Below are 17,205 nucleotides of genomic sequence, written 5' to 3'. Positions count from 1 at the left end.
GAATAGTTTGTTTACTTCGTTATTTTATATAGAGGACAATGTCGGCAACTCCCACCCAACCACCAGAGCGCCCTTCCGGACCGTGATGGTAGCCGTGGGCTCCAGGATGTGATTGCTGACCCCCAGGGGAAATTCCGGGGTCAGGGTGGCGTCTGACAACGGATACTGGAAGCCCATCTCGTCGATGCCCTCCGCCCGGTCTCCCAGGCAGAATGCGGAAAAGAGGCCCCATTCCACGGTTTTTTCGATGGTCAGGGATTCGTTTTCGATGGCAGTCCAGACGAAGTCGTCGTCGTAGAGGTATCCCCTGGCACCCCGACGGCGGAGAAACAGCAGGGTCTGGAGGTTCGCCAGGGTATGGTCCAGCCGCTTGCCGCCGGTGCCGCCGTAGATGTACACCGTATCGCAGCCCTCCTCCAGGGCCGTCTTGACAGCCAGCATGGTGTCGGTGTCATCCTTCTCCACCGGGGAGCGGCAGATATTGGGAAAATCCGGCTGGTCCATGGAGTCAAAGTCCCCCAGCAGCAGGTCCGGCACGATGCCAGCCTGCTGGCAGGCCCGGTAACCGGCATCGGCGGCGATGACCAGGTCGCCGGAAGCCGGGCGCTCCCGCAGGCCGAAAAAGGTACCGGCGGCAAAAATAAAGCAGCGTTTCATAGAAGGTTCCTCCCGGAAGGTCTTTTTTTCAGTATAGCACGCCCGGAACAGCAAGACAATCAAAAATAGGGGGCCGGCACAGCCGGACCCCAGACTGTCAATAAACCCGAAAAGCTTGTGCGACGGGAAGGAGGGGTGTGCGCGGGGAACCCAGGAAGGGTGCCCTGCGCCATTAAAATCAACATGCTCAACTTGTCGAAAAGACTTTTTCGACAAACTGAGGGGGCCGGCACAGCCGGCCCCCTTCCCTATTCCTATTGGATGTGCTCCTCGCAGAAATTGTCCAGCACCCGGAAGCCCATCTCCCCCGGTGCCGCCACCGAAAATTCGGCAATGGTCACCGGGTCAAACAGCGGGCACAGGCGCTTTTCCGGCTCCAGCCGCAGGCAGGGTGTCCGGCTGGGCTCGTCATTGGTGGATTTCGGCATGGGATCACCCCCGGATCAGTATGTGCGAAAAACGACAAATCATGCAAAAAGCCGCCGCTCAAAGGAGCGGCGGCTTTGCCATTTCTTTTGAACGTTATTCCGCGACAGCGGCCTTCAGAGCTTCCACCCGGTCGGTCTTTTCCCAGGAAACACCCAGGTCCTCCCGGCCCATGTGGCCGTAGGCCGCCAACTGGCGGTAGATGGGCTTGCGCAGGTCCAGATCCCGGATAATAGCGGTGGGGCGCAGATCAAAGACCTTACGGACGGCATCTTCCAGCTTACCGTCGTCCACCTTGCCGGTGCCGAAGGTCTCCACCAGGACGCTGACGGGCTGGGCCACGCCGATGGCGTAAGCCAGCTCGATCTGGCACTTGGAGGCCAGGCCTGCGGCCACAATGTTCTTGGCCACCCAGCGGGCGGCGTAGGCCGCGCTGCGGTCCACCTTGGTGGGGTCCTTGCCGGAGAAAGCGCCGCCGCCGTGGGGCGCGCTGCCGCCGTAGGTATCCACGATGATCTTACGGCCGGTGAGGCCGGAGTCGCCCTGGGGACCGCCGATGACAAAGCGGCCGGTGGGGTTCACGTAGATCTTGGTGTTCTCGTCCATGAGACCGGCGGGGACAGAGGTCTTGATGACCATGTCGATCATATCCCGGCGAATCTGGTCCAGGGTGACCTCGGGGCTGTGCTGGGTTGAGAGGACCACAGTGTCCACACGGACGGGCTTGTCGTTCTCGTCATATTCCACGGTCACTTGGGTCTTGCCGTCGGGACGCAGGTAGTTCACCAGGCCCACCTTGCGGACCTCGGTCAAACGCTTGGCCATCTTCTGCGCCAGAGAGATGGGCAGGGGCATCAGCTCGGGGGTCTCGTCGCAGGCGTAGCCAAACATCATACCCTGGTCGCCGGCGCCGTTCTGCAGCTCAGCGTCCGCGTCCTGCTTGCTCTCCAGAGACTTATCCACGCCCAGGGCAATATCGGCGGACTGCTCGTCGATGTTGGCGATGATCCCGCAGGTTTCGCAGTCGAAGCCGTACTTGGCACGGTCATAGCCGATGTCCCGGATGACTTCCCGTGCGATCTTGGGGATATCCACGTAGCACTTGGTGGAGATCTCACCCATGATGTGGACCAGGCCGGTGGAGACGGTGGTCTCGCAGGCCACGCGGCCCTGGGGGTCCTGCGCCATGATGGCGTCCAGAACGGCATCGGAGATCTGGTCACAGATCTTGTCGGGATGTCCCTCGGTCACGGATTCAGATGTAAACATATAGTGTCTTGCCATAATGATCCTCCTTCAATTCTTCCCTATCAAGGTACGAAAAAATGCGCGTTTCGACGACGAAACGCGCAGAAAACACCTTTTCTCGCTCCTCATCTGTCGGTATCCGCCGGATTTGGCACCTTACATCGCAGGTTGCCGTGGTTTCACTGGGCCGTTCCCTCCGCCACTCTTGATAAGGACTATCAAATTTTCATCTAACATAATAGCATGTTCCTTGAAATTGTCAATATAAAAGATTTGCTTTTTGCTGGAATTTTGCCGGAAATCCCCGTTTTTTCCGTCGTTCAAAATTTTTTCATGACTTTTCCAGCGGAAACGGTTATAATGGTCCCGTGATTATCATATTGGAGGGATCTCTTTGAGAAAACTGAATAACGCCGTGGATCGGTTTGCCCTGACCCATCCCCATTTCGGTGTTCCGAATCTGATGCGGTATGTGGTCCTCATCACCGCAGCCATCTATCTGCTGGACCTCTTCTCCAAGGGCGCTGCTTCCGCCATGCTGGACTTTAATATGCAGCTGGTACTGCATGGGGAGATCTGGCGACTGGTGACCTGGCTGATCACGCCGGAGGGCGGCAGCCCCTTCTGGGTGCTGGTGGGGCTGTTCTTCTATTACTCTATCGGCACCTCTGTGGAGGAATACTGGGGAACCGCCAAGTTTACGCTCTTTTATCTGTGCTCCGCGGCCCTGACGGTGGTGTTCGCCTTTGTCAGTCTCCTGTGGGACAAGTCCCCTTATATCAGCACCGGTCCCTTTTACAGAATACTGTTCCTGGCCTTCGCCACTCTGTATCCTACCGCCATGATCCGCATCCAGCTCATCCTCCCCATCCAGGCCAAATGGCTGGCGGTGCTGTATGTGGTGCTGACGGTCCTGAGCATTTTCCAGTTCAGGCTTTGGTATCTGCTTTATCTGCTGCCCGTCTGGCTGGTCTACGCCATCTTTTTCTGGGACCGCATCGCGGACCTGCTGGCAGAGTTCGGTCTCCGTATCCGGCACCAGAATTCCCGCCAGACCATTCAGTTCAAGTCCGCCGTCCGCCAGCAGAAGAAAAAGGAGGCGGAGCGGGGCTATCGCCACAAGTGCGCTGTGTGCGGACGAACCGACACCGACCACCCCGAGCTGGAGTTCCGCTACTGCTCCCGCTGCGCCGGCTACCATTGCTTCTGTCAGGATCACATTTTCAACCACGAGCACTTTACCCAGTGAGCCCTGTTTGCAAGGGTTTTGGGGGTTGAAACAGCCCTCAAAACTTTTTTAAAAAATTTCGGAAATACTATTGACAATTTTCCGCTTTTCTGTATAATAATATCTGTTCGCTGCGGCGAACAGAAAATAGCGGGTTTGTGTAAAGGTAGCACAGCAGACTCTGACTCTGTATGTGAGGGTTCGAATCCTTCACCCGCTGCCATAGAAGAATCCTTAGAGCCGCAAGGCTTTGAGGGTTCTTTTCTTTTGTTTTTTGGCGCTGTTTGCCCTTTAGTTTGCCCTTTACAGAATTAAAAACGAGTTTTGACAGTATTTGAACAAGCGAAATGGGGTGGCATCATACCACCCCATTTTAGTTTTCAACAGGTCATTTCTGTGTGCCTCCGCACATGCAGCGTGCCAGCGTTGCGGCGCTGATGTAGCGACCCTGGAAGGGGAACAGCTTGTGCAACGTCTGGTAATGTCGGATGCCGGTGATCTCCTTCACATCACCGATGGTCAGCATCTGGCGGCCATTGCTGGCTTTCAGGATCTGCTCCAGGTTGTCCCTGTATGCTGGGTGTTCTATTGTATCACCTCCAATCTGACGCAGAAACACCGCCACACACGTACTTGTGCATGACGGCATTTCTGCTTTTATGGTCGTTCACAGTAAAGCACAACCTCGCAGACGCTTGCAAGTTGTGAAATGATAATTGCATAAATGCGAGGAAACAGCTAGTGCAAAAGCGATTTATCGGAACTTATTTCAGCAGTATGATAATGTATTACGCTGTTTTCTGGTTCTGCTTTCTCAGGGCACAGTTGACAGCGTCCATATCATCACTCATGCGGTCCAGGTAGTCCATTACGCCCAGAATAGCGGTTTCAGAGTTAGGACCTGCCCCAACCTCCTGCATGGTCGTTACGATGCTGTCCAGGATGGCGGCTGCACGGGCCATTCCTTCCCGTAATGCCGCAAGATTTTCGTATATCTCGGTCATTCCCATATCTGTCTCCCTTTTATCGGTGCGAATCGTTTGCGCTGATTTTATCTTGAAGATCCCTCAGCGATGCAAAAACGGAATCAAGAGCAGGACAATAGATGTTCTCGGCCGCAGCTACGATTGCATCTGCACATGCGCCTTTGTCCTCTTTGTCAGCGGTTTTGCACTCTGCAATGTCACCAGCCATTCGGTCAATGGCTAATTGCATGACGGCCAGTGCTCCATTAAGGGTGCATTCAACCTCGAACATATCAACTTTATTCAATTCGATTTTCTCCTTTCAGGTACCTTATTTATCGATGGCTTCAACGATGCGGAAAAGCCAGCCCGTCACGGTGGCGGCGCCAATCACCACCAGGACCAGGGCGGGGGCGCTCATGCGCCCTCCGCTTCCCGGCGAACCTTCTTCTGCCCCAGCTTGATAAAGGCCCCCTGCTCGTCCTCCTGGATGGCCCGGAAAGCAATGTTCCCGGTATGCTCCTCGTTCTCGAACCGCATCACGGCGGCCTCGCTTCCGCGCCAGATCGTAAACACCACGGTTTCCCCGCGCTGCTCCACGGTGTAGGAGGTGGGATTGTTCAGCGCGGCGGCGGTCATCTTGGAGAAGTCAGGGCCAACATACAGCACGGAGCCGGTGAGGAAGTTAACCTCGAAAAGGCCACAAGCAGCAGGGGCGTTCTCGTCATACTCCGGGTGAAGTCTGGCAAGGGTGCCATTCTGCCAGAGCTTGCATTTGCCGGTGGGCGTCCACTCCACACCCGGGAACTGCTCACGGATCATATCGAGGGCGATCTCTCTTGCGGCCTCGTCAATGGCCGCTCTCTGCTGGATGTATTCGTTTCTGTTCATAATCAAATCCTCCATCTTGATTTTTAGGCGGGGACTTGATAAACTATCTGTACCAAGTCCCCCTCGGGTTTTGGTTGGGTCTCTTGCATCGTGCTTTGGTCGGCTGTGATGCAAGGGGCCTTTTTCATGCTACGGTGAAGCGGCGCACGGTGGTTTCCTTGGTGAACCGCTCTGCCACATCCGGCAGGGCCTTTTTCAGGGCGGCGGTGTCGATGCGGGAGGAAGTGACAGCCTTCCAGGTGATTTTATACTCCCCGGCCTGGATGCTCTCGGAATCACCCATAGCGGCCTTGATGGCGTCCTTCAGGGCTTCCGCCTCTGCCTGCGCTTCATCAATCAGGGCTTGGAGCTGGCGCAGCTCCCGTGCCTTTGCTTCCATTTCGTTGATGCTCATTTGTACATCCTCCTTGTTATTTTGGGGAACTCCGGCGGCGGTGGTCGTTAGGGCTGTGGCCTCATCTGCTTCCCATTCCCTATACCGTTCCGCCCTTGTCCGTGATCTCGGTGTTAGGCTTCAACGATTGCCGGTGTCTGAACTGTTTTCGTTTGTTCCCTTGCTGTGATTACATCATAACATCGTTGCGCAACTATATCAAGACGGGATATTGCACATAGTTGTGCAACTATATTTGTGTAAATTATATAGTTGCGTAACTATTATATAATTGATATACTTGAGCAAAGGAGTGATATTATGGGAAAAGCCAGCACAAAGGCACAAAATAAATATATTGCAAAGGCGTATGATCGCGTTAATCTGGTACTCCCAAAGGGCCAGAAGGACATTATCAAGGCACACGCAGAGAGCCAGGGCGAGAGCGTGAACGGTTTTATCAGTAGGGCCATAGAAAACCAGATGGAGCGGGACAAGGGAGCCGGAGAGGATGGGCACCTTTAAAGGTTGGTCACGCTCACATACAATACATTAGAGAGGGCCGGGGCGGTTGCCTCGGCCTTTTGCTTGCTCTGTGAGCGTTTCTATGCTTGTTGGGTATCCGAATACCCGGAAGCGTGAGGAAGCGCTTGTAGGGGCTTATTTCGCGATTTATGATATGTCCAGTACGGCGCGCAATAAAGGAACCCGCGCCGGGGGTCTGGGTGCTGCTGGACAGTGGGTGATCCGGGGATGTATGGTATCTCTGACTAGCAAGGGGGGTAGCGGAAAAACGGGCGGGTGGTTCAGGGAACGGGGTGGAGATTATCCCACCACATTCTCACACGCCATCCACAAAACATTGGCCCATTACCCGTAAAAAGAAAGGATGCTCCGGCTTGGAACATCCTTTCTATGGGGGTAACGGAAAAACAGGGGGCACCCTTTCCTCTTTCCGGGTCAAAATTTTATGAAGTGCCATCAATACTTCATAGGCCCTCTGTTGCGTTCCGTCTCTTCCTGTGGTACACTGTTTTTAACGAGGATATCGTCAGCCATCGCCTGGGGGAATTGTACCCCTTTGGAAAGAAGCTGATATGTCCTCCGCATTGAGGGGACGCGTACCCTCAACCGGACTTGACGTCTCGGAGGAAGCCGTAGGTGCTGGACCTACCAAGCTGGCCTCCGCAGGGGTCAGGTCCATTTTTATTACCTGATGTGTACGATAATTGTTCGCGCCAGAAACGCCCTGTGCGGTGTTTTCCTGTGCACCCATGGAATTACCCTCGGATTGCGGCTTCCTTACAGTCATATTGTTCTTGTGATTTGCGCCGGATTGTGTTACAGTACCAGTAGGAGCTTCAGGTTCAATCGCTTTGGGCGTATAGGTGCTGGCGGCTGGTTCAACTGCATTCACCATCGAAGTAGGAGCTCCAATAGATGCGGGTTTATATCCACTTTCGTTTCCACCGTTTACGGTAGGATTCTGGGATGTATCAACCTGCATCTTTTCTTTATTTGCGTCAGAGGTGTTCTGTGTGACGATCAGCATTTCCAGCAGAGGGTCCATTTTCGCGCTTGCATTTCCTGCGGAAGATGCTACACTGGAAGTATCCTCCTGCGTGGCTGAAACGCCCAGAGGGGAACTTGGACGACCCAACTCGGTGGCCGCATATCCGGTTCCCTGCGCAGGGGGATTGTTTTGCACAGAAACGCCCTGTGCGCCATTCCGAGCCACACCCATGGAATTACCCTGCATCTTCGGTCTCCACTGTGCCATTTTGTGGCTTCTAACCTGTAATATGATGGTATCAGAAAAATGCCGGTGTATCAGCAAGGAACAAAGCCAGGATCAAAGGCCCTCCACAAGTCGGGAGGGCTCTTTTCACACCTTGTCCATGATTGCTTCCATCAACCATTCGTTAATGTCATCGAAGCCACACATTTTCGTAGATGCAATAATCTGGTCATAGATAGTCCTGTCCACCTCTAAGGTGAGTGTGACGGTCTCCGGCACGGGTGCTTGTTCTGCTTTCTTCCTGGGCATTTCTTACGCTCCCTTCACGGTCTTTAGGACAGTTTCCAGAATGGTGACAGCGGCTGGGGTGCTTGCGACAGCAGCCAGGTCAAGAAGGACCGTTTTGCCCCGCTTTTCGTTGCCCTCCTTGTCTGTCCAGTTTGGTTTGGAAATGCTCAGTTTCCCCGCATCGGGGAAGAATTCGATGACATTCTTGCCGGTGTCAGCGGTCATCGGCTTCTCGGTTTCCCAAAAGTTTTCCATGGTGTCTCCTTTCTCATCAGTTGTAGGGTTATATGTAAAAAAACGCGCGTGCGCGTCGTGATCTTGATCCTGCGCAAGGGCCGAAGCATATAGGGGGAGCCAGTCAGAAAGCCGCATGGTAACAAGCCATGGGCTTTTATTTTTTCGGTGGAACACGGCGGGGGCACCGTCCCTGAATCGGTCAGCATCTCGCTCCGCTTGCTCCATGGCCTCTGTGATGTTCAGCCTCTCCCGGCGCTTCACCTCAACGTGAATGCCGGTTAGGCCGGACACATCAGGAACAGCCCCGTATGTCTTATTTCCGCCCCACGAAACAGGGTATCCGGCGCGGCGGAGGCAGTCTGCAAGTTCCCGCTCTCCAGCCGCTCCTTTTTTCTGTGATTTCAGCCCCATTTCTGCCTCCTTTGCCGTTTCAGGGGTGCGGTGGGTTGCGACATCAAAAACCATTAAAGCCTTGCGTCGCAATGGTTTCAAGGAATCGGGTTGCGGTGGGTTGCGGCTGGAACATAACTTCCTATATAGGGTTTAATTTTTCCGTTATACCTTAAACAATAGGAAAAAACCGCAACCCGCAACCCAGTATCGCAACCCATTTTACAAAACTTGGGAATATCTTGCTCTATTGTCCACCCGGATTCCTATCCAAACCTTTTTCCCCTTTGGGGTGCGTTTCTCATAGCCTGCCGATTCCATGGCAGTATTGAAGTCGTTCAACCTGCGCGTATAGTCACCGTTCTGAGCAGACCACTCTTTATAGGTCCCATACAAATCTGCGGCGCCGGCGCGTGCATCTGGTTCTCGCACACAGCACTCCTCAATGAAGTTGTCAAGCCAGTTTTCCCGCTGCCTGTATTCGTCCGTCACTTCCTCAACGGCGGCTGGAATGTCCAGCTTGTACCCATTCCGAGCAAAGTTGACAGCCCCTTGGATGGCCCAAGCCAAAATAGCGGGTCCGGCTTCTCTTGCAAGGACATCTCCAAAGTTCGCAATCGTAGACTTTTCCGGTATACTGGCGTTGAATGGAACAACCTGTAAACGTCTCCACGTTCCGTTGTCCATACTGCCAACACGGGGGAGATGGTTTGTGAAAAGGACAAGACTGTGCGTTGGTGTGACTGTCTCAGGTTGCTTGTACTTCTCCTCGATTGAGATCGCGTCTGTCGATGTGATTTGCTTAAGTGTGGATACAGAAAGCCGCTTTCCTTCTTCCAACTCACCAGCTACAACCAGACGCTTACCTCTAAGTGTTGCGAGAGCTGCGCCCCTGTTCTGTCTGTCCGTAGTCAGCACTGATACATCAATGGTCCCGGCATAGTCACCAAGGACAGCAAGTAAACCATTGAAATATGTAGATTTTCCGTTGCGACCAGAACCGTAAGCGAGGATCAAACCCTCATGGTACACTTTGCCATGCAGGGCCATTCCGGCCACCAACTGCAAAAAGCCTATGAGGCTGCTGTCCCCACCTGTAATGGTTTCTAGGAAGTCCATCCACATAGCCGCTCCGGCACTACCGGGAGCGGCGGATGTAATTTTTGTGCAATATGCGGTTCTGTCATGTTTCCGGATGCTTCCTGTATTCAGATCAACGATTCCGGCGGGTGTATTTAGTTCTGCAGAATTGCCGTCCAGCTTGTCCGCTTTGATAACAAGGGACGGTTTTGCCAGAGCGAGAATTGCCTTGATCCGAAATGCGCTTCTCGACTGTTTTGCGTGGTCTAGGTATTCCTTTGCATCCTTAACAGCTTCTTTTGCTACGGAAACATCCTGCTTGGTTGCTGTCCCCTCTGCTACTTGAATCTGAACGGATGTAAATGTGCTTTGAGCATCCCGGTATTCACTCGCCGCCTCCTCAAACATTCTGCCAGTAAATTCAATAGCAAGATGTTCAGCCCTGTGATCTCCACGTTCCCAGACTGTTCCGTTCCAGCACAGCCAGCCCAGCGCATCCGTGAAAATCAAGTCGCCCTTGTGCTCTCGCACAAATACGGCCGCATTACCGGCATCCGAGAAGTCAGGCGGACGCACAGTGGACGATTCTGTTTTTGATTCAAAGGCACCCTCGTTCATGAGCCTTTCAAAATTTGCTCTGTCCACTTCTCCATCTCCTTCCGTTCTCTGTATAGCTGTGCCTGCTCTTCTGGAGAACCATCCTCCAGCACCCCCGACAAGTATTCCGCTCTTGCCTGATACCTAAGCGCAAGGCACTCCCGCTCCGAAAGTGGTTCCGGCAAGCGTTTCAATGCTGTGTGAGCTATGCGAAAAATTTCATTGAGTTTGTTCATGGCCTGTTCGCGCCATGTCTCAAATCGCTGATGAGCTGCCGCTATTGCCTTCCTATTATCCTCTTTCTGCTGTGCCTCTGCGGAATTGTTGCAACCCGAAGAAAGGCCAAGTCCAAAATCAGCGTCCAGCTTATGAGCGGCTTGCACACTGTCCAGGTCAAAAAGCCGTGCCGTGTAGTCCAGTGCGTCACCGCTTGCACCACAGGACCAACACCGAAAGCGCCCGTTCTTGAAGCTCACGGATGGGTGGCTGTCCCCATGAAAGGGACAAAGTGCCCAGCCGCGGCGGTCAAATTCTGCTCCGTAGAACTTCGCTGCGTCCTGTGCTGAGATACGCTCCCTGATTGTGCGGAAATCAATCATGCTTTCCTGCCTCCTTCAGGAGCCAAGCGCGCAGACCATCAATGGGAACCAGCACCCTGCGGCCCACACGGATACATGGAAAGTCAGCCCGGTTGGAAAGCTCATAGAAGGTAGGGAGCGAAATTCCAAGCGCGGAGGCTGCTTCCCTGCTGTTAAGTGCAAGTTTATCGTCCATAATTACTCCTGTTCCTTCTTAGCCTGTTCAATCGCATTCAGCAAACGTACTTCCTTCTCTGGTGTGAGTGGAACTCTTAACCACCGTATAATTGTCGGCTCACTAATTTCGGCAAACATAGCAACCTTCCACAATGGAATACCATTATTTGAAGCTGCTGTTCTTACTTTTTCATTCATCTAAACCAACCTCTCTAATTGACTTATGTAATATTTTCTGCTATTATTTCCTTGATGATGATTATATTACGAATTGAAGGTTTTTCATAGTGGAAGAAAATAAAAATATTACAAAGAATATTATTTTTATAGTAATATATTACGAAATCGGAGGATGGAAGTATGAACGCAGACTTTTTTAAAATGGCGAAGAGGTTGAAAACCTTGAGAGAAGATAAGGAACTATCCAACGCAAAACTTGCAGATGCTCTCAAACAACAATACGGAATCTCAATAAGTAAGGATAGCTTGCAGAGTTATGAGGTTTCAGATCTGAATAGCTCCAAGGTTAGAGACGGGCAATTGCCTTGTTCAAAAATGAACACTCAATATATAGCATGCATCTCAGATTTCTACGGCGTTTCTAATGACTACCTATTAGGGGTAACTGATATAAAAGATCGCAACCAAAACGTAAGAGAAATATGTGATTCAACAGGTCTTTGCGAATGGTTTGTTAAGTACCTTTTTCAAAACGTGAATGATATCGAAAAAATGCAGGCCTGGAACACTTTCTTAAGTCCAAATCTTGACCGCATTATGTGGCGACTTATAGAAATGCGTGGCATCAAAAAGCATTTAGAATCCGACATACAACGTATTGAGAAGAATATTGGCAAGTGTGATTCATATACAATTTCCAACAGCAGAGAATCCATTAACGAAGGATATAAAACTTTCAGAATGGCGCATTTTGAAGCAGCCGAAGAACTCAAGGAAGTTCTTCGGGGTGCGTCTGCATACGCTGATCTATCGAAAAAAGTACAAGACATCAACGATAAAATAGATGAAAAAGAGGGATGGTAAAATGGCAAAGAGTAGCCGTAACGCCCATGGCACCGGCACTATCCGCAAGAAAACCGTTACCCGGAATGGGAAACCGTACACCTATTGGGAAGCCCGGTATACGGAGGGTAGAGACCCAGGCACTGGGAAACAGGTTCAGAAGTCCATCTATGGGCGGACGCAGAAGGAAGTCCGGGAGAAGCTGCAGGCGGTATCTGTTACCTTGAATACAGGCACCTATACGGCCCCTAATAAATTAACCGTTGGGGAATGGGCCACCATCTGGCTCCAGGAATACAACGCGAAAGTCAAGGAAACTACCCTGGATGCGTACAGGAAAACTATTGATACCCATATTCGCCCAGCTATGGGGAACATCGAACTTTCCAGGCTCAATACGGAGACAATTCAGAAATTTTACAACGGCCTTCTGGATCATGGTCGAACTGTCCCGCAGCGGGATAATGACGGCAAAATAATCAAGAAGAACGGCAAGCCAGTGACGGAAGAAGTACCAATGTCCGCGAAAACCGTTCGCAATATCCACGGCGTACTCCATAAAATGCTCGCCAAAGCTGTTGCGCTGAAGAAGATTCCTTTCAACCCTGCGGACAATTCTCTTGTGGAACTTCCCAGGTCAACCAGGAAAGAGATTGTCCCGCTTGACGCGGAGCAGATCGGTGAATTTGTCCAGCGGATTCAGGGGACCAAATATGAGGATGTTTTCATGGTGGCACTGTTTACAGGTATGAGACAGTCAGAAGTATTGGGCCTAACATGGGACTGCATCGACTTCAAGGCCGGCACCATAAAGGTAGCGAAACAGCTCACCAGGAGAACGGAGAATAACGAAGTCTACCATTTCACCACACCAAAGAGCAACAAGGGCCGTATTATCAAACCGGCATCAACTGTCATGGATATTTTGAAGCGGCGGCGTTCCAAGCAGGCCCAGCAGCGACTACTTGCTGGAGAAGCGTGGGAAAGTGAGAACCCGGCTGGTATTTCCAATTTGGTGTTTGCAAATGAACTTGGAGGGAATCTTTCGCAGAACACGATCCGCACGAACTTCAAAGAGATTGCGGCGGATATGGGAATACCTGATGCACGTTTTCACGATTTGCGGCACAGCTATGCCGTTGCCTCTCTCCAGAACGGGGACGATATAAAGACCGTACAAGGAAACCTTGGACACGCTACCGCGGCTTTCACACTGGATGTATACGGACACGTTACCGACCAAATGAAGCAGGACAGCGCCGACCGAATGCAGGCGTTCATTACAGGTCTGAAAAAGGCATAAAAAGACAGCCTCGGAATCCATTTCCGGGGCTGATTTTTTTACCCTTTGTGTTACCCTTTAGGCATGCTGTTTACCCTTTAAGTTGCCCTTTAGGCGTTTTATCTAAATTTATCTCGATTCTTTGGAAACGCCCTGTTTGCAATGGTTTCGACGGATAGCATTTATCGCTGTTTTCTTCTGCTTTTTATAGTATCACAAGTTCGAATCCTTCACCCGCTGCCATAAAAAGTCCTGAAATCCCAAGGGTTTCAGGACTTTTTTCTGCGTTTTGACCCTTATTTTGACCCTTACGAGATTTTTTAACAATCTTTTGGAGCCAGCCTAAAAGCTAACGAAGTCCCTCAATATACCGCTGCATCCGGTTGGCACTGTCCTCCTTCATACGTTCCGAAACATGACCATAGACATCCAGCGTGAAGGCCGCTGTCGCGTGCCCCAGATTTCCCTGCACCGTTTTGACATCATCTCCGTTTTGGAGCGACAGAACGGCGTAGGTATGACGAAGATCATGCACCCTGGCATTGGGAGCGCCGACAGATGCTGCCAGCTTCTTAAAGTGATTGTATACGGTCTGGGGATGCAGATGTCCGCCGAACTCATTGGTGAATACAAGAGCGGTCCGCCGCTCTTTTTCATTTTTCCACCCCTGCCATTCCGGGCCGCATTTCAGGCGCCACTCTTTCTGACGCTGTTCCCACTCTTTCAGCAGATCCAGCACATAGGGAGCCGGCGCGACAACACGTACCTTATCGTTTTTCAAGGAGGCAAAAACGAATCCGCCATCAGCGATCGGGCGCTTTTGCAGCTGTTTGTCAATGGTCAGTCGCCGCTTGGTAAAATCCACACAGTCCCAGGTCAGGCCCAACGCCTCACCGAGACGAAGGCCAGTGAACACCACAACTTTGAACAGTGTCCCGAAGCCATCGTCACCTGCGGCGCAGATCATCTTTCGAACCTCTTCATCTGTCAGCGGCTTGATGATCTTCTTCTCTACCCGAGGCAGGATCACCGGCTCTGCGGGATTGCGGCGGATATACTCCAGCTGCACAGCAACGGCCAGACACTTGCGCAGAACACCGTGCACATTGCGAACACTTTTCGGCGTCAAAGGCTTCTCTTTCCCGGTTCCCCGCAACAATGCATTATCAAACGCCTGGATGGTGTGTGGATTCAGCTGCGATAGTGGATAATGCCCCAGAGCCGGGAGAATGTGGGCTTTTACCTGAGCCTTGTAGTGCTTGATGGTAGACCATTTTTTATCGCCCATATATTCCGCCAGCCAAATGGTCATCCATTCTTCCAGCGTCATCTGACAGGGTTCTATATAGGTTCCTTCATCGATCTCAACCGTGACCTGCGCGAGCTTTTCCCGAACCTCTTTCTGCGTCTTTCCATAAATTGATTTTTGCTTCTGCTTTCCGCTGACGGGATCGAAGCCGATTGTAAATCGTGCTTCCCACCGGCCATCAGAACGCTTGCGGATGGTCCCTGCTCCCTGCGCATTTTTCTTATTGCGCTTCATAATACTCCTTTCCGAGCGTGGGCCAGTCCACCGTGTTTAGGGTGCCTCTATTGTACTCCAAACACGGGGACTGGTCAATTTTTCTCTCGCTTAACGCTGAGCTAAGTAGTCCTGTATCGCATCTTTGGGGATACGCAGCTGACGCCCGATCCGAATGCTGCGGATCTTTCCGCAGCGAACCAGCTCATACGCTGTATTTCGCCCAACGCCGAGAATGGGCATCAGGTCCTCTACCCGGAGGGTCAGAGGGAGTTCCTCAAAAGAGTGGTAATTACTGCTCATGCTTGTCACCCTTTCTCACAGAGGCCAGGTAGATATTGGTCACATCCGGCCGCTCATGGCCCAGCAGGCGGGAGACCTCAAAATGGGCGTCCAGAGGGCTCTTGCCGCTGTCGACCAGTTCCTGGTATTTCTCCGCCGCGTAGGTATGGCGGAGTCCATGAAAGGTCATCGGGCGGTCAGAATCCACATCCCGCACTTCCTCCCGGTGCTTCATAATGAAGAATTGCAGGTGGTTGATGGCCCGGTCTGTAGGCACGTCATCGGGCACCAGCAGTTTATGACCCCGTGGCGTGCGCTCCAGCTGCTTCCGCATAGCGATGGCAATTTTCTCGTTGATGGGGACAGTCCGCACCTTGCCGCCCTTGCCCTTGATGGTGATGGCGTTCTCACGGAGCGCCCGCTCCGCCGTGGCGGTGTCGATGCGGAAGCACTCATGGATACGGAGACCGGCAAAACGGGCTAAGTATAGTGCGAGGATGAAGTCATAGCGGTCAATCGCCAGCGCCTTACCCAGCATCTTGTTGAACTCCGTCATGCTCCATGTGCGGTCCGTTCCGCCGAAGCAGCGCCGCTCCAGCTCCACAGCCAGTTCGTCGTTGGTCGGAAGCCGGTACTTGGGATTGCTCATTTTGTCATGGAAAAACCGGATGGCTGCCAGATCCGTTTTGATGGTACTGGCCGATTTACCACTGTCCTGCAGATAGATCACATAACTGACTAAATGCTTGCCGCTGATATTCTCCAGCTTTTGGAGATGAAACTCATCCGCCAGATACGCGCAGAACCGCTTCATGGCTTCGTAATACCGTTCCTTGGTTCGGAAACTGCCTTGCCGGTTATGCCGGGCCAGCTTGTCCAGCTGACTCACCAGGGACAGATAAATGCCCATGTTTTCAATGTTTCTTGCCATATCAAAAATCTCCTTGTCGATCATAGTAAGTTCAGATAGACGCAGTTCACCCATTGGCACATTCGTCCGTTTCCGCTTGATTTCCGAAGAAATCGCAACAGCTCCAACAAACTACAATGCCGGAACATCTTGCGGCAGAAGCACTCCAAAGAACAAAGCGCCCCACTTACGGAAGCCTGTCTCTTTTTGATTTTGAACCAGGTCAGTACGAATGCAGTATGGGGTAGAACCCTGTCGCCAGTTCCAAAACCAAATCGAAGCCCAGCGAAGCGGGTTCGATTTGGAGAGGAGGAGCAGCGCAGCGAGTGAGCTTTCGCATGAATGCGGAAGCGAACGATGCGAAGCTTGCTCCGACGACGACTGCTGACACAACCGCTGAACTCGGCTGCGGTCAGTGACGTCTGCCACCAGCCGCGAGTGTCGTTTGATCCGCCCGGCTGCGGATCGGGGATGCGTGTTCCTGCGCTGCCGGAACCATGCTGTCACCATGGCGCACAGGTCGGGAGGCTGCCATATTCCCTGGGCGGTTTCCCTGCCGTACCGCTTCAACGGCTTTCCATGCTTCTTAATAAAATTGATCGACAAGTCACTTTCTCACCGGCATTCCTGCCGGGCCATGGCTGGCAAACACCACAGCGATTTCAGACGCGAAAAGACACGGAAAGAGGCTGCGTTTTCTGCGTGCAGTCATCCTTTTCGTGTCTTTCAAAATTCTCGGTTATTCAATTCTCACGGGTTATTCGGCCTAAAGAAGCTTTGCGTGGAACAAATGGGTATAGTAGTCCCTATGTCCACATTCAGCATACCGAAAAAGCTCACAAAACTCGGCTCACAACTTAGCAAGTCCCATAGGAGGGAAACCCATCTCTAATAAATCCAATATCATCATACTGCATCTGCCAGAGGAACTCATCTATACCTAAATCTGCTTTCCTGGCAAAAAATGTTTCATTCAACCTGCCGGGATGCTCCGCATCCGTGGCTCACTACTTAATAAGGCCCATTCCGGGGAAGTTCATATAATAAATACAGTGTCAGTTTACCATGCCGGAAGCAAAGTGTATATGACACCTGAATCTACGCGAGTTTCTGCACGGAAGTGCGGTTTTTACGCATAACGTAGCCGTTTGCCGACATATCAATCCGTTTACGTTATGTGTAGCCTTTATGTAAAAGTTCCCAATCTTGCGTTCTTGATCGTCTACGTTATACGTTGACTTCTGGCCCATCCTGCGGACACGGCAATGGGCAGACTACCCCCCTTGTTGCTTTCCATCCTCCCTAAAATGCTC

General features: G+C 52.1%; 22 protein-coding genes, 1 tRNA gene and 1 riboswitch. Of the genes, 5 read left to right on the top strand and 18 right to left on the bottom strand.

The genetic code is table 11. The features are described 5' to 3' along the window. Nucleotides 1-24 precede the first annotated feature (24 nt). The 3 genes from JQM66_RS06195 to metK form a co-directional block, all read right to left on the bottom strand. On the bottom strand, nucleotides 25-657 hold the full coding sequence (locus JQM66_RS06195) for a thiamine diphosphokinase (RefSeq protein WP_235229014.1): 633 nt from the start codon (nucleotides 655-657) through the stop codon (nucleotides 25-27). Nucleotides 658-911: 254 nt separating this feature from the next. After that, on the bottom strand, nucleotides 912-1,085 hold the full coding sequence (locus JQM66_RS06190; RefSeq protein ID WP_235229013.1) for a hypothetical protein: 174 nt from the start codon (nucleotides 1,083-1,085) through the stop codon (nucleotides 912-914). A gap of 94 nt (nucleotides 1,086-1,179) precedes the next feature. After that, entirely contained in the window at nucleotides 1,180-2,367 is a 1,188-nt protein-coding gene (gene metK, locus JQM66_RS06185; RefSeq protein ID WP_235229012.1) for a methionine adenosyltransferase, read from the bottom strand. 86 nt (nucleotides 2,368-2,453) lie between these two features. Continuing rightward, nucleotides 2,454-2,546: riboswitch (SAM riboswitch) on the bottom strand. Nucleotides 2,547-2,725: 179 nt separating this feature from the next. On the opposite strand from metK, the gene JQM66_RS06180 reads away from it, so the two are divergent. Then, entirely contained in the window at nucleotides 2,726-3,580 is an 855-nt protein-coding gene (locus JQM66_RS06180; protein WP_235229011.1) for a rhomboid family intramembrane serine protease, read from the top strand. Nucleotides 3,581-3,708: 128 nt separating this feature from the next. Beyond that, nucleotides 3,709-3,782: transfer RNA gene (locus tag JQM66_RS06175), tRNA-Gln, on the top strand. Between the two features lie 165 nt (nucleotides 3,783-3,947). On the opposite strand, the gene JQM66_RS06170 is transcribed toward JQM66_RS06175, so the two are convergent. From JQM66_RS06170 to JQM66_RS06150, 5 genes are all read right to left on the bottom strand, one after another. Next, nucleotides 3,948-4,184: a hypothetical protein gene (locus tag JQM66_RS06170; RefSeq protein ID WP_235229010.1), complete on the bottom strand. Its 237-nt coding sequence runs from the start codon at nucleotides 4,182-4,184 to the stop codon at nucleotides 3,948-3,950. Nucleotides 4,185-4,347: 163 nt separating this feature from the next. Further along, a complete protein-coding gene (locus JQM66_RS06165; RefSeq protein WP_235229009.1) occupies nucleotides 4,348-4,563 on the bottom strand; it encodes a hypothetical protein in 216 nt (71 codons plus the stop codon). 19 nt (nucleotides 4,564-4,582) lie between these two features. Beyond that, a complete protein-coding gene (locus JQM66_RS06160) occupies nucleotides 4,583-4,831 on the bottom strand; it encodes a hypothetical protein (RefSeq protein ID WP_235229008.1) in 249 nt (82 codons plus the stop codon). Nucleotides 4,832-4,941: 110 nt separating this feature from the next. Continuing rightward, nucleotides 4,942-5,415, bottom strand: coding sequence for a hypothetical protein (locus JQM66_RS06155; RefSeq protein WP_235229007.1), 474 nt, complete (start codon nucleotides 5,413-5,415; stop codon nucleotides 4,942-4,944). A gap of 124 nt (nucleotides 5,416-5,539) precedes the next feature. Then, complete coding sequence (locus JQM66_RS06150; protein WP_235229006.1) at nucleotides 5,540-5,809, bottom strand: hypothetical protein; 270 nt, start codon at nucleotides 5,807-5,809, stop codon at nucleotides 5,540-5,542. 300 nt (nucleotides 5,810-6,109) lie between these two features. Between JQM66_RS06150 and JQM66_RS06145 the strand changes: the two genes are divergently transcribed. Beyond that, nucleotides 6,110-6,313 (top strand): hypothetical protein, encoded by a 204-nt coding sequence (locus tag JQM66_RS06145; RefSeq protein ID WP_235229005.1) that lies wholly within the window; start codon nucleotides 6,110-6,112, stop codon nucleotides 6,311-6,313. 526 nt (nucleotides 6,314-6,839) lie between these two features. On the opposite strand, the gene JQM66_RS06140 is transcribed toward JQM66_RS06145, so the two are convergent. The 7 genes from JQM66_RS06140 to JQM66_RS06115 form a co-directional block, all read right to left on the bottom strand. Further along, a complete protein-coding gene (locus tag JQM66_RS06140; RefSeq protein WP_235229004.1) occupies nucleotides 6,840-7,568 on the bottom strand; it encodes a hypothetical protein in 729 nt (242 codons plus the stop codon). 105 nt (nucleotides 7,569-7,673) lie between these two features. Then, complete coding sequence (locus JQM66_RS06135) at nucleotides 7,674-7,835, bottom strand: hypothetical protein (RefSeq protein ID WP_235229003.1); 162 nt, start codon at nucleotides 7,833-7,835, stop codon at nucleotides 7,674-7,676. Nucleotides 7,836-7,838: 3 nt separating this feature from the next. Next, the gene (locus tag JQM66_RS06130; protein WP_235229002.1) at nucleotides 7,839-8,462 is read right to left on the bottom strand and encodes a hypothetical protein; all 624 of its coding nucleotides are present in this window, start codon (nucleotides 8,460-8,462) and stop codon (nucleotides 7,839-7,841) included. 201 nt (nucleotides 8,463-8,663) lie between these two features. Continuing rightward, nucleotides 8,664-10,166: a DNA primase family protein gene (locus JQM66_RS06125; RefSeq protein WP_235229001.1), complete on the bottom strand. Its 1,503-nt coding sequence runs from the start codon at nucleotides 10,164-10,166 to the stop codon at nucleotides 8,664-8,666. Further along, entirely contained in the window at nucleotides 10,136-10,717 is a 582-nt protein-coding gene (locus JQM66_RS06120; protein ID WP_235229000.1) for a CHC2 zinc finger domain-containing protein, read from the bottom strand. The genes JQM66_RS06125 and JQM66_RS06120 overlap by 31 nt, the downstream gene beginning before the upstream one ends. Continuing rightward, nucleotides 10,710-10,892, bottom strand: a complete 183-nt coding sequence (locus tag JQM66_RS12785) for a helix-turn-helix domain-containing protein (protein WP_407946007.1) — start codon at nucleotides 10,890-10,892, stop codon at nucleotides 10,710-10,712. The genes JQM66_RS06120 and JQM66_RS12785 overlap by 8 nt, the downstream gene beginning before the upstream one ends. Before the next feature lie 2 nt (nucleotides 10,893-10,894). Continuing rightward, nucleotides 10,895-11,071, bottom strand: coding sequence for a hypothetical protein (locus JQM66_RS06115; protein WP_235228999.1), 177 nt, complete (start codon nucleotides 11,069-11,071; stop codon nucleotides 10,895-10,897). Nucleotides 11,072-11,233: 162 nt separating this feature from the next. Here JQM66_RS06115 and JQM66_RS06110 point away from each other — a divergent pair, with 162 nt between their 5' ends. Beyond that, nucleotides 11,234-11,917 carry a hypothetical protein gene (locus JQM66_RS06110; protein WP_235228998.1) on the top strand — a complete coding sequence of 228 codons (684 nt, stop codon included), beginning with the start codon at nucleotides 11,234-11,236 and terminating at the stop codon, nucleotides 11,915-11,917. Nucleotide 11,918: 1 nt separating this feature from the next. Then, nucleotides 11,919-13,199, top strand: coding sequence for a tyrosine-type recombinase/integrase (locus tag JQM66_RS06105; protein WP_235228997.1), 1,281 nt, complete (start codon nucleotides 11,919-11,921; stop codon nucleotides 13,197-13,199). 328 nt (nucleotides 13,200-13,527) lie between these two features. Here JQM66_RS06105 and JQM66_RS06100 read toward each other — a convergent pair whose 3' ends face one another. The 3 genes from JQM66_RS06100 to JQM66_RS06090 all read right to left on the bottom strand — a co-directional run bounded on the left by JQM66_RS06100 (nucleotide 13,528) and on the right by JQM66_RS06090 (nucleotide 15,913). Beyond that, the gene (locus JQM66_RS06100; RefSeq protein ID WP_235228996.1) at nucleotides 13,528-14,721 is read right to left on the bottom strand and encodes a tyrosine-type recombinase/integrase; all 1,194 of its coding nucleotides are present in this window, start codon (nucleotides 14,719-14,721) and stop codon (nucleotides 13,528-13,530) included. A gap of 90 nt (nucleotides 14,722-14,811) precedes the next feature. After that, nucleotides 14,812-15,003 carry a helix-turn-helix domain-containing protein gene (locus JQM66_RS06095; protein WP_235228995.1) on the bottom strand — a complete coding sequence of 64 codons (192 nt, stop codon included), beginning with the start codon at nucleotides 15,001-15,003 and terminating at the stop codon, nucleotides 14,812-14,814. Next, nucleotides 14,993-15,913, bottom strand: coding sequence for a tyrosine-type recombinase/integrase (locus tag JQM66_RS06090; protein ID WP_235228994.1), 921 nt, complete (start codon nucleotides 15,911-15,913; stop codon nucleotides 14,993-14,995). The genes JQM66_RS06095 and JQM66_RS06090 overlap by 11 nt, the downstream gene beginning before the upstream one ends. Nucleotides 15,914-17,205: the final 1,292 nt, after the last annotated feature.

This window comes from Oscillibacter valericigenes, assembly GCF_021531915.1.
Classification (GTDB): Bacteria; Bacillota; Clostridia; order Oscillospirales; family Oscillospiraceae; genus Oscillibacter; species Oscillibacter valericigenes_A.
The sequence above is the reverse complement of the archived record's forward strand: the minus strand, read 5'-3'. Positions and strand labels throughout refer to the sequence as shown.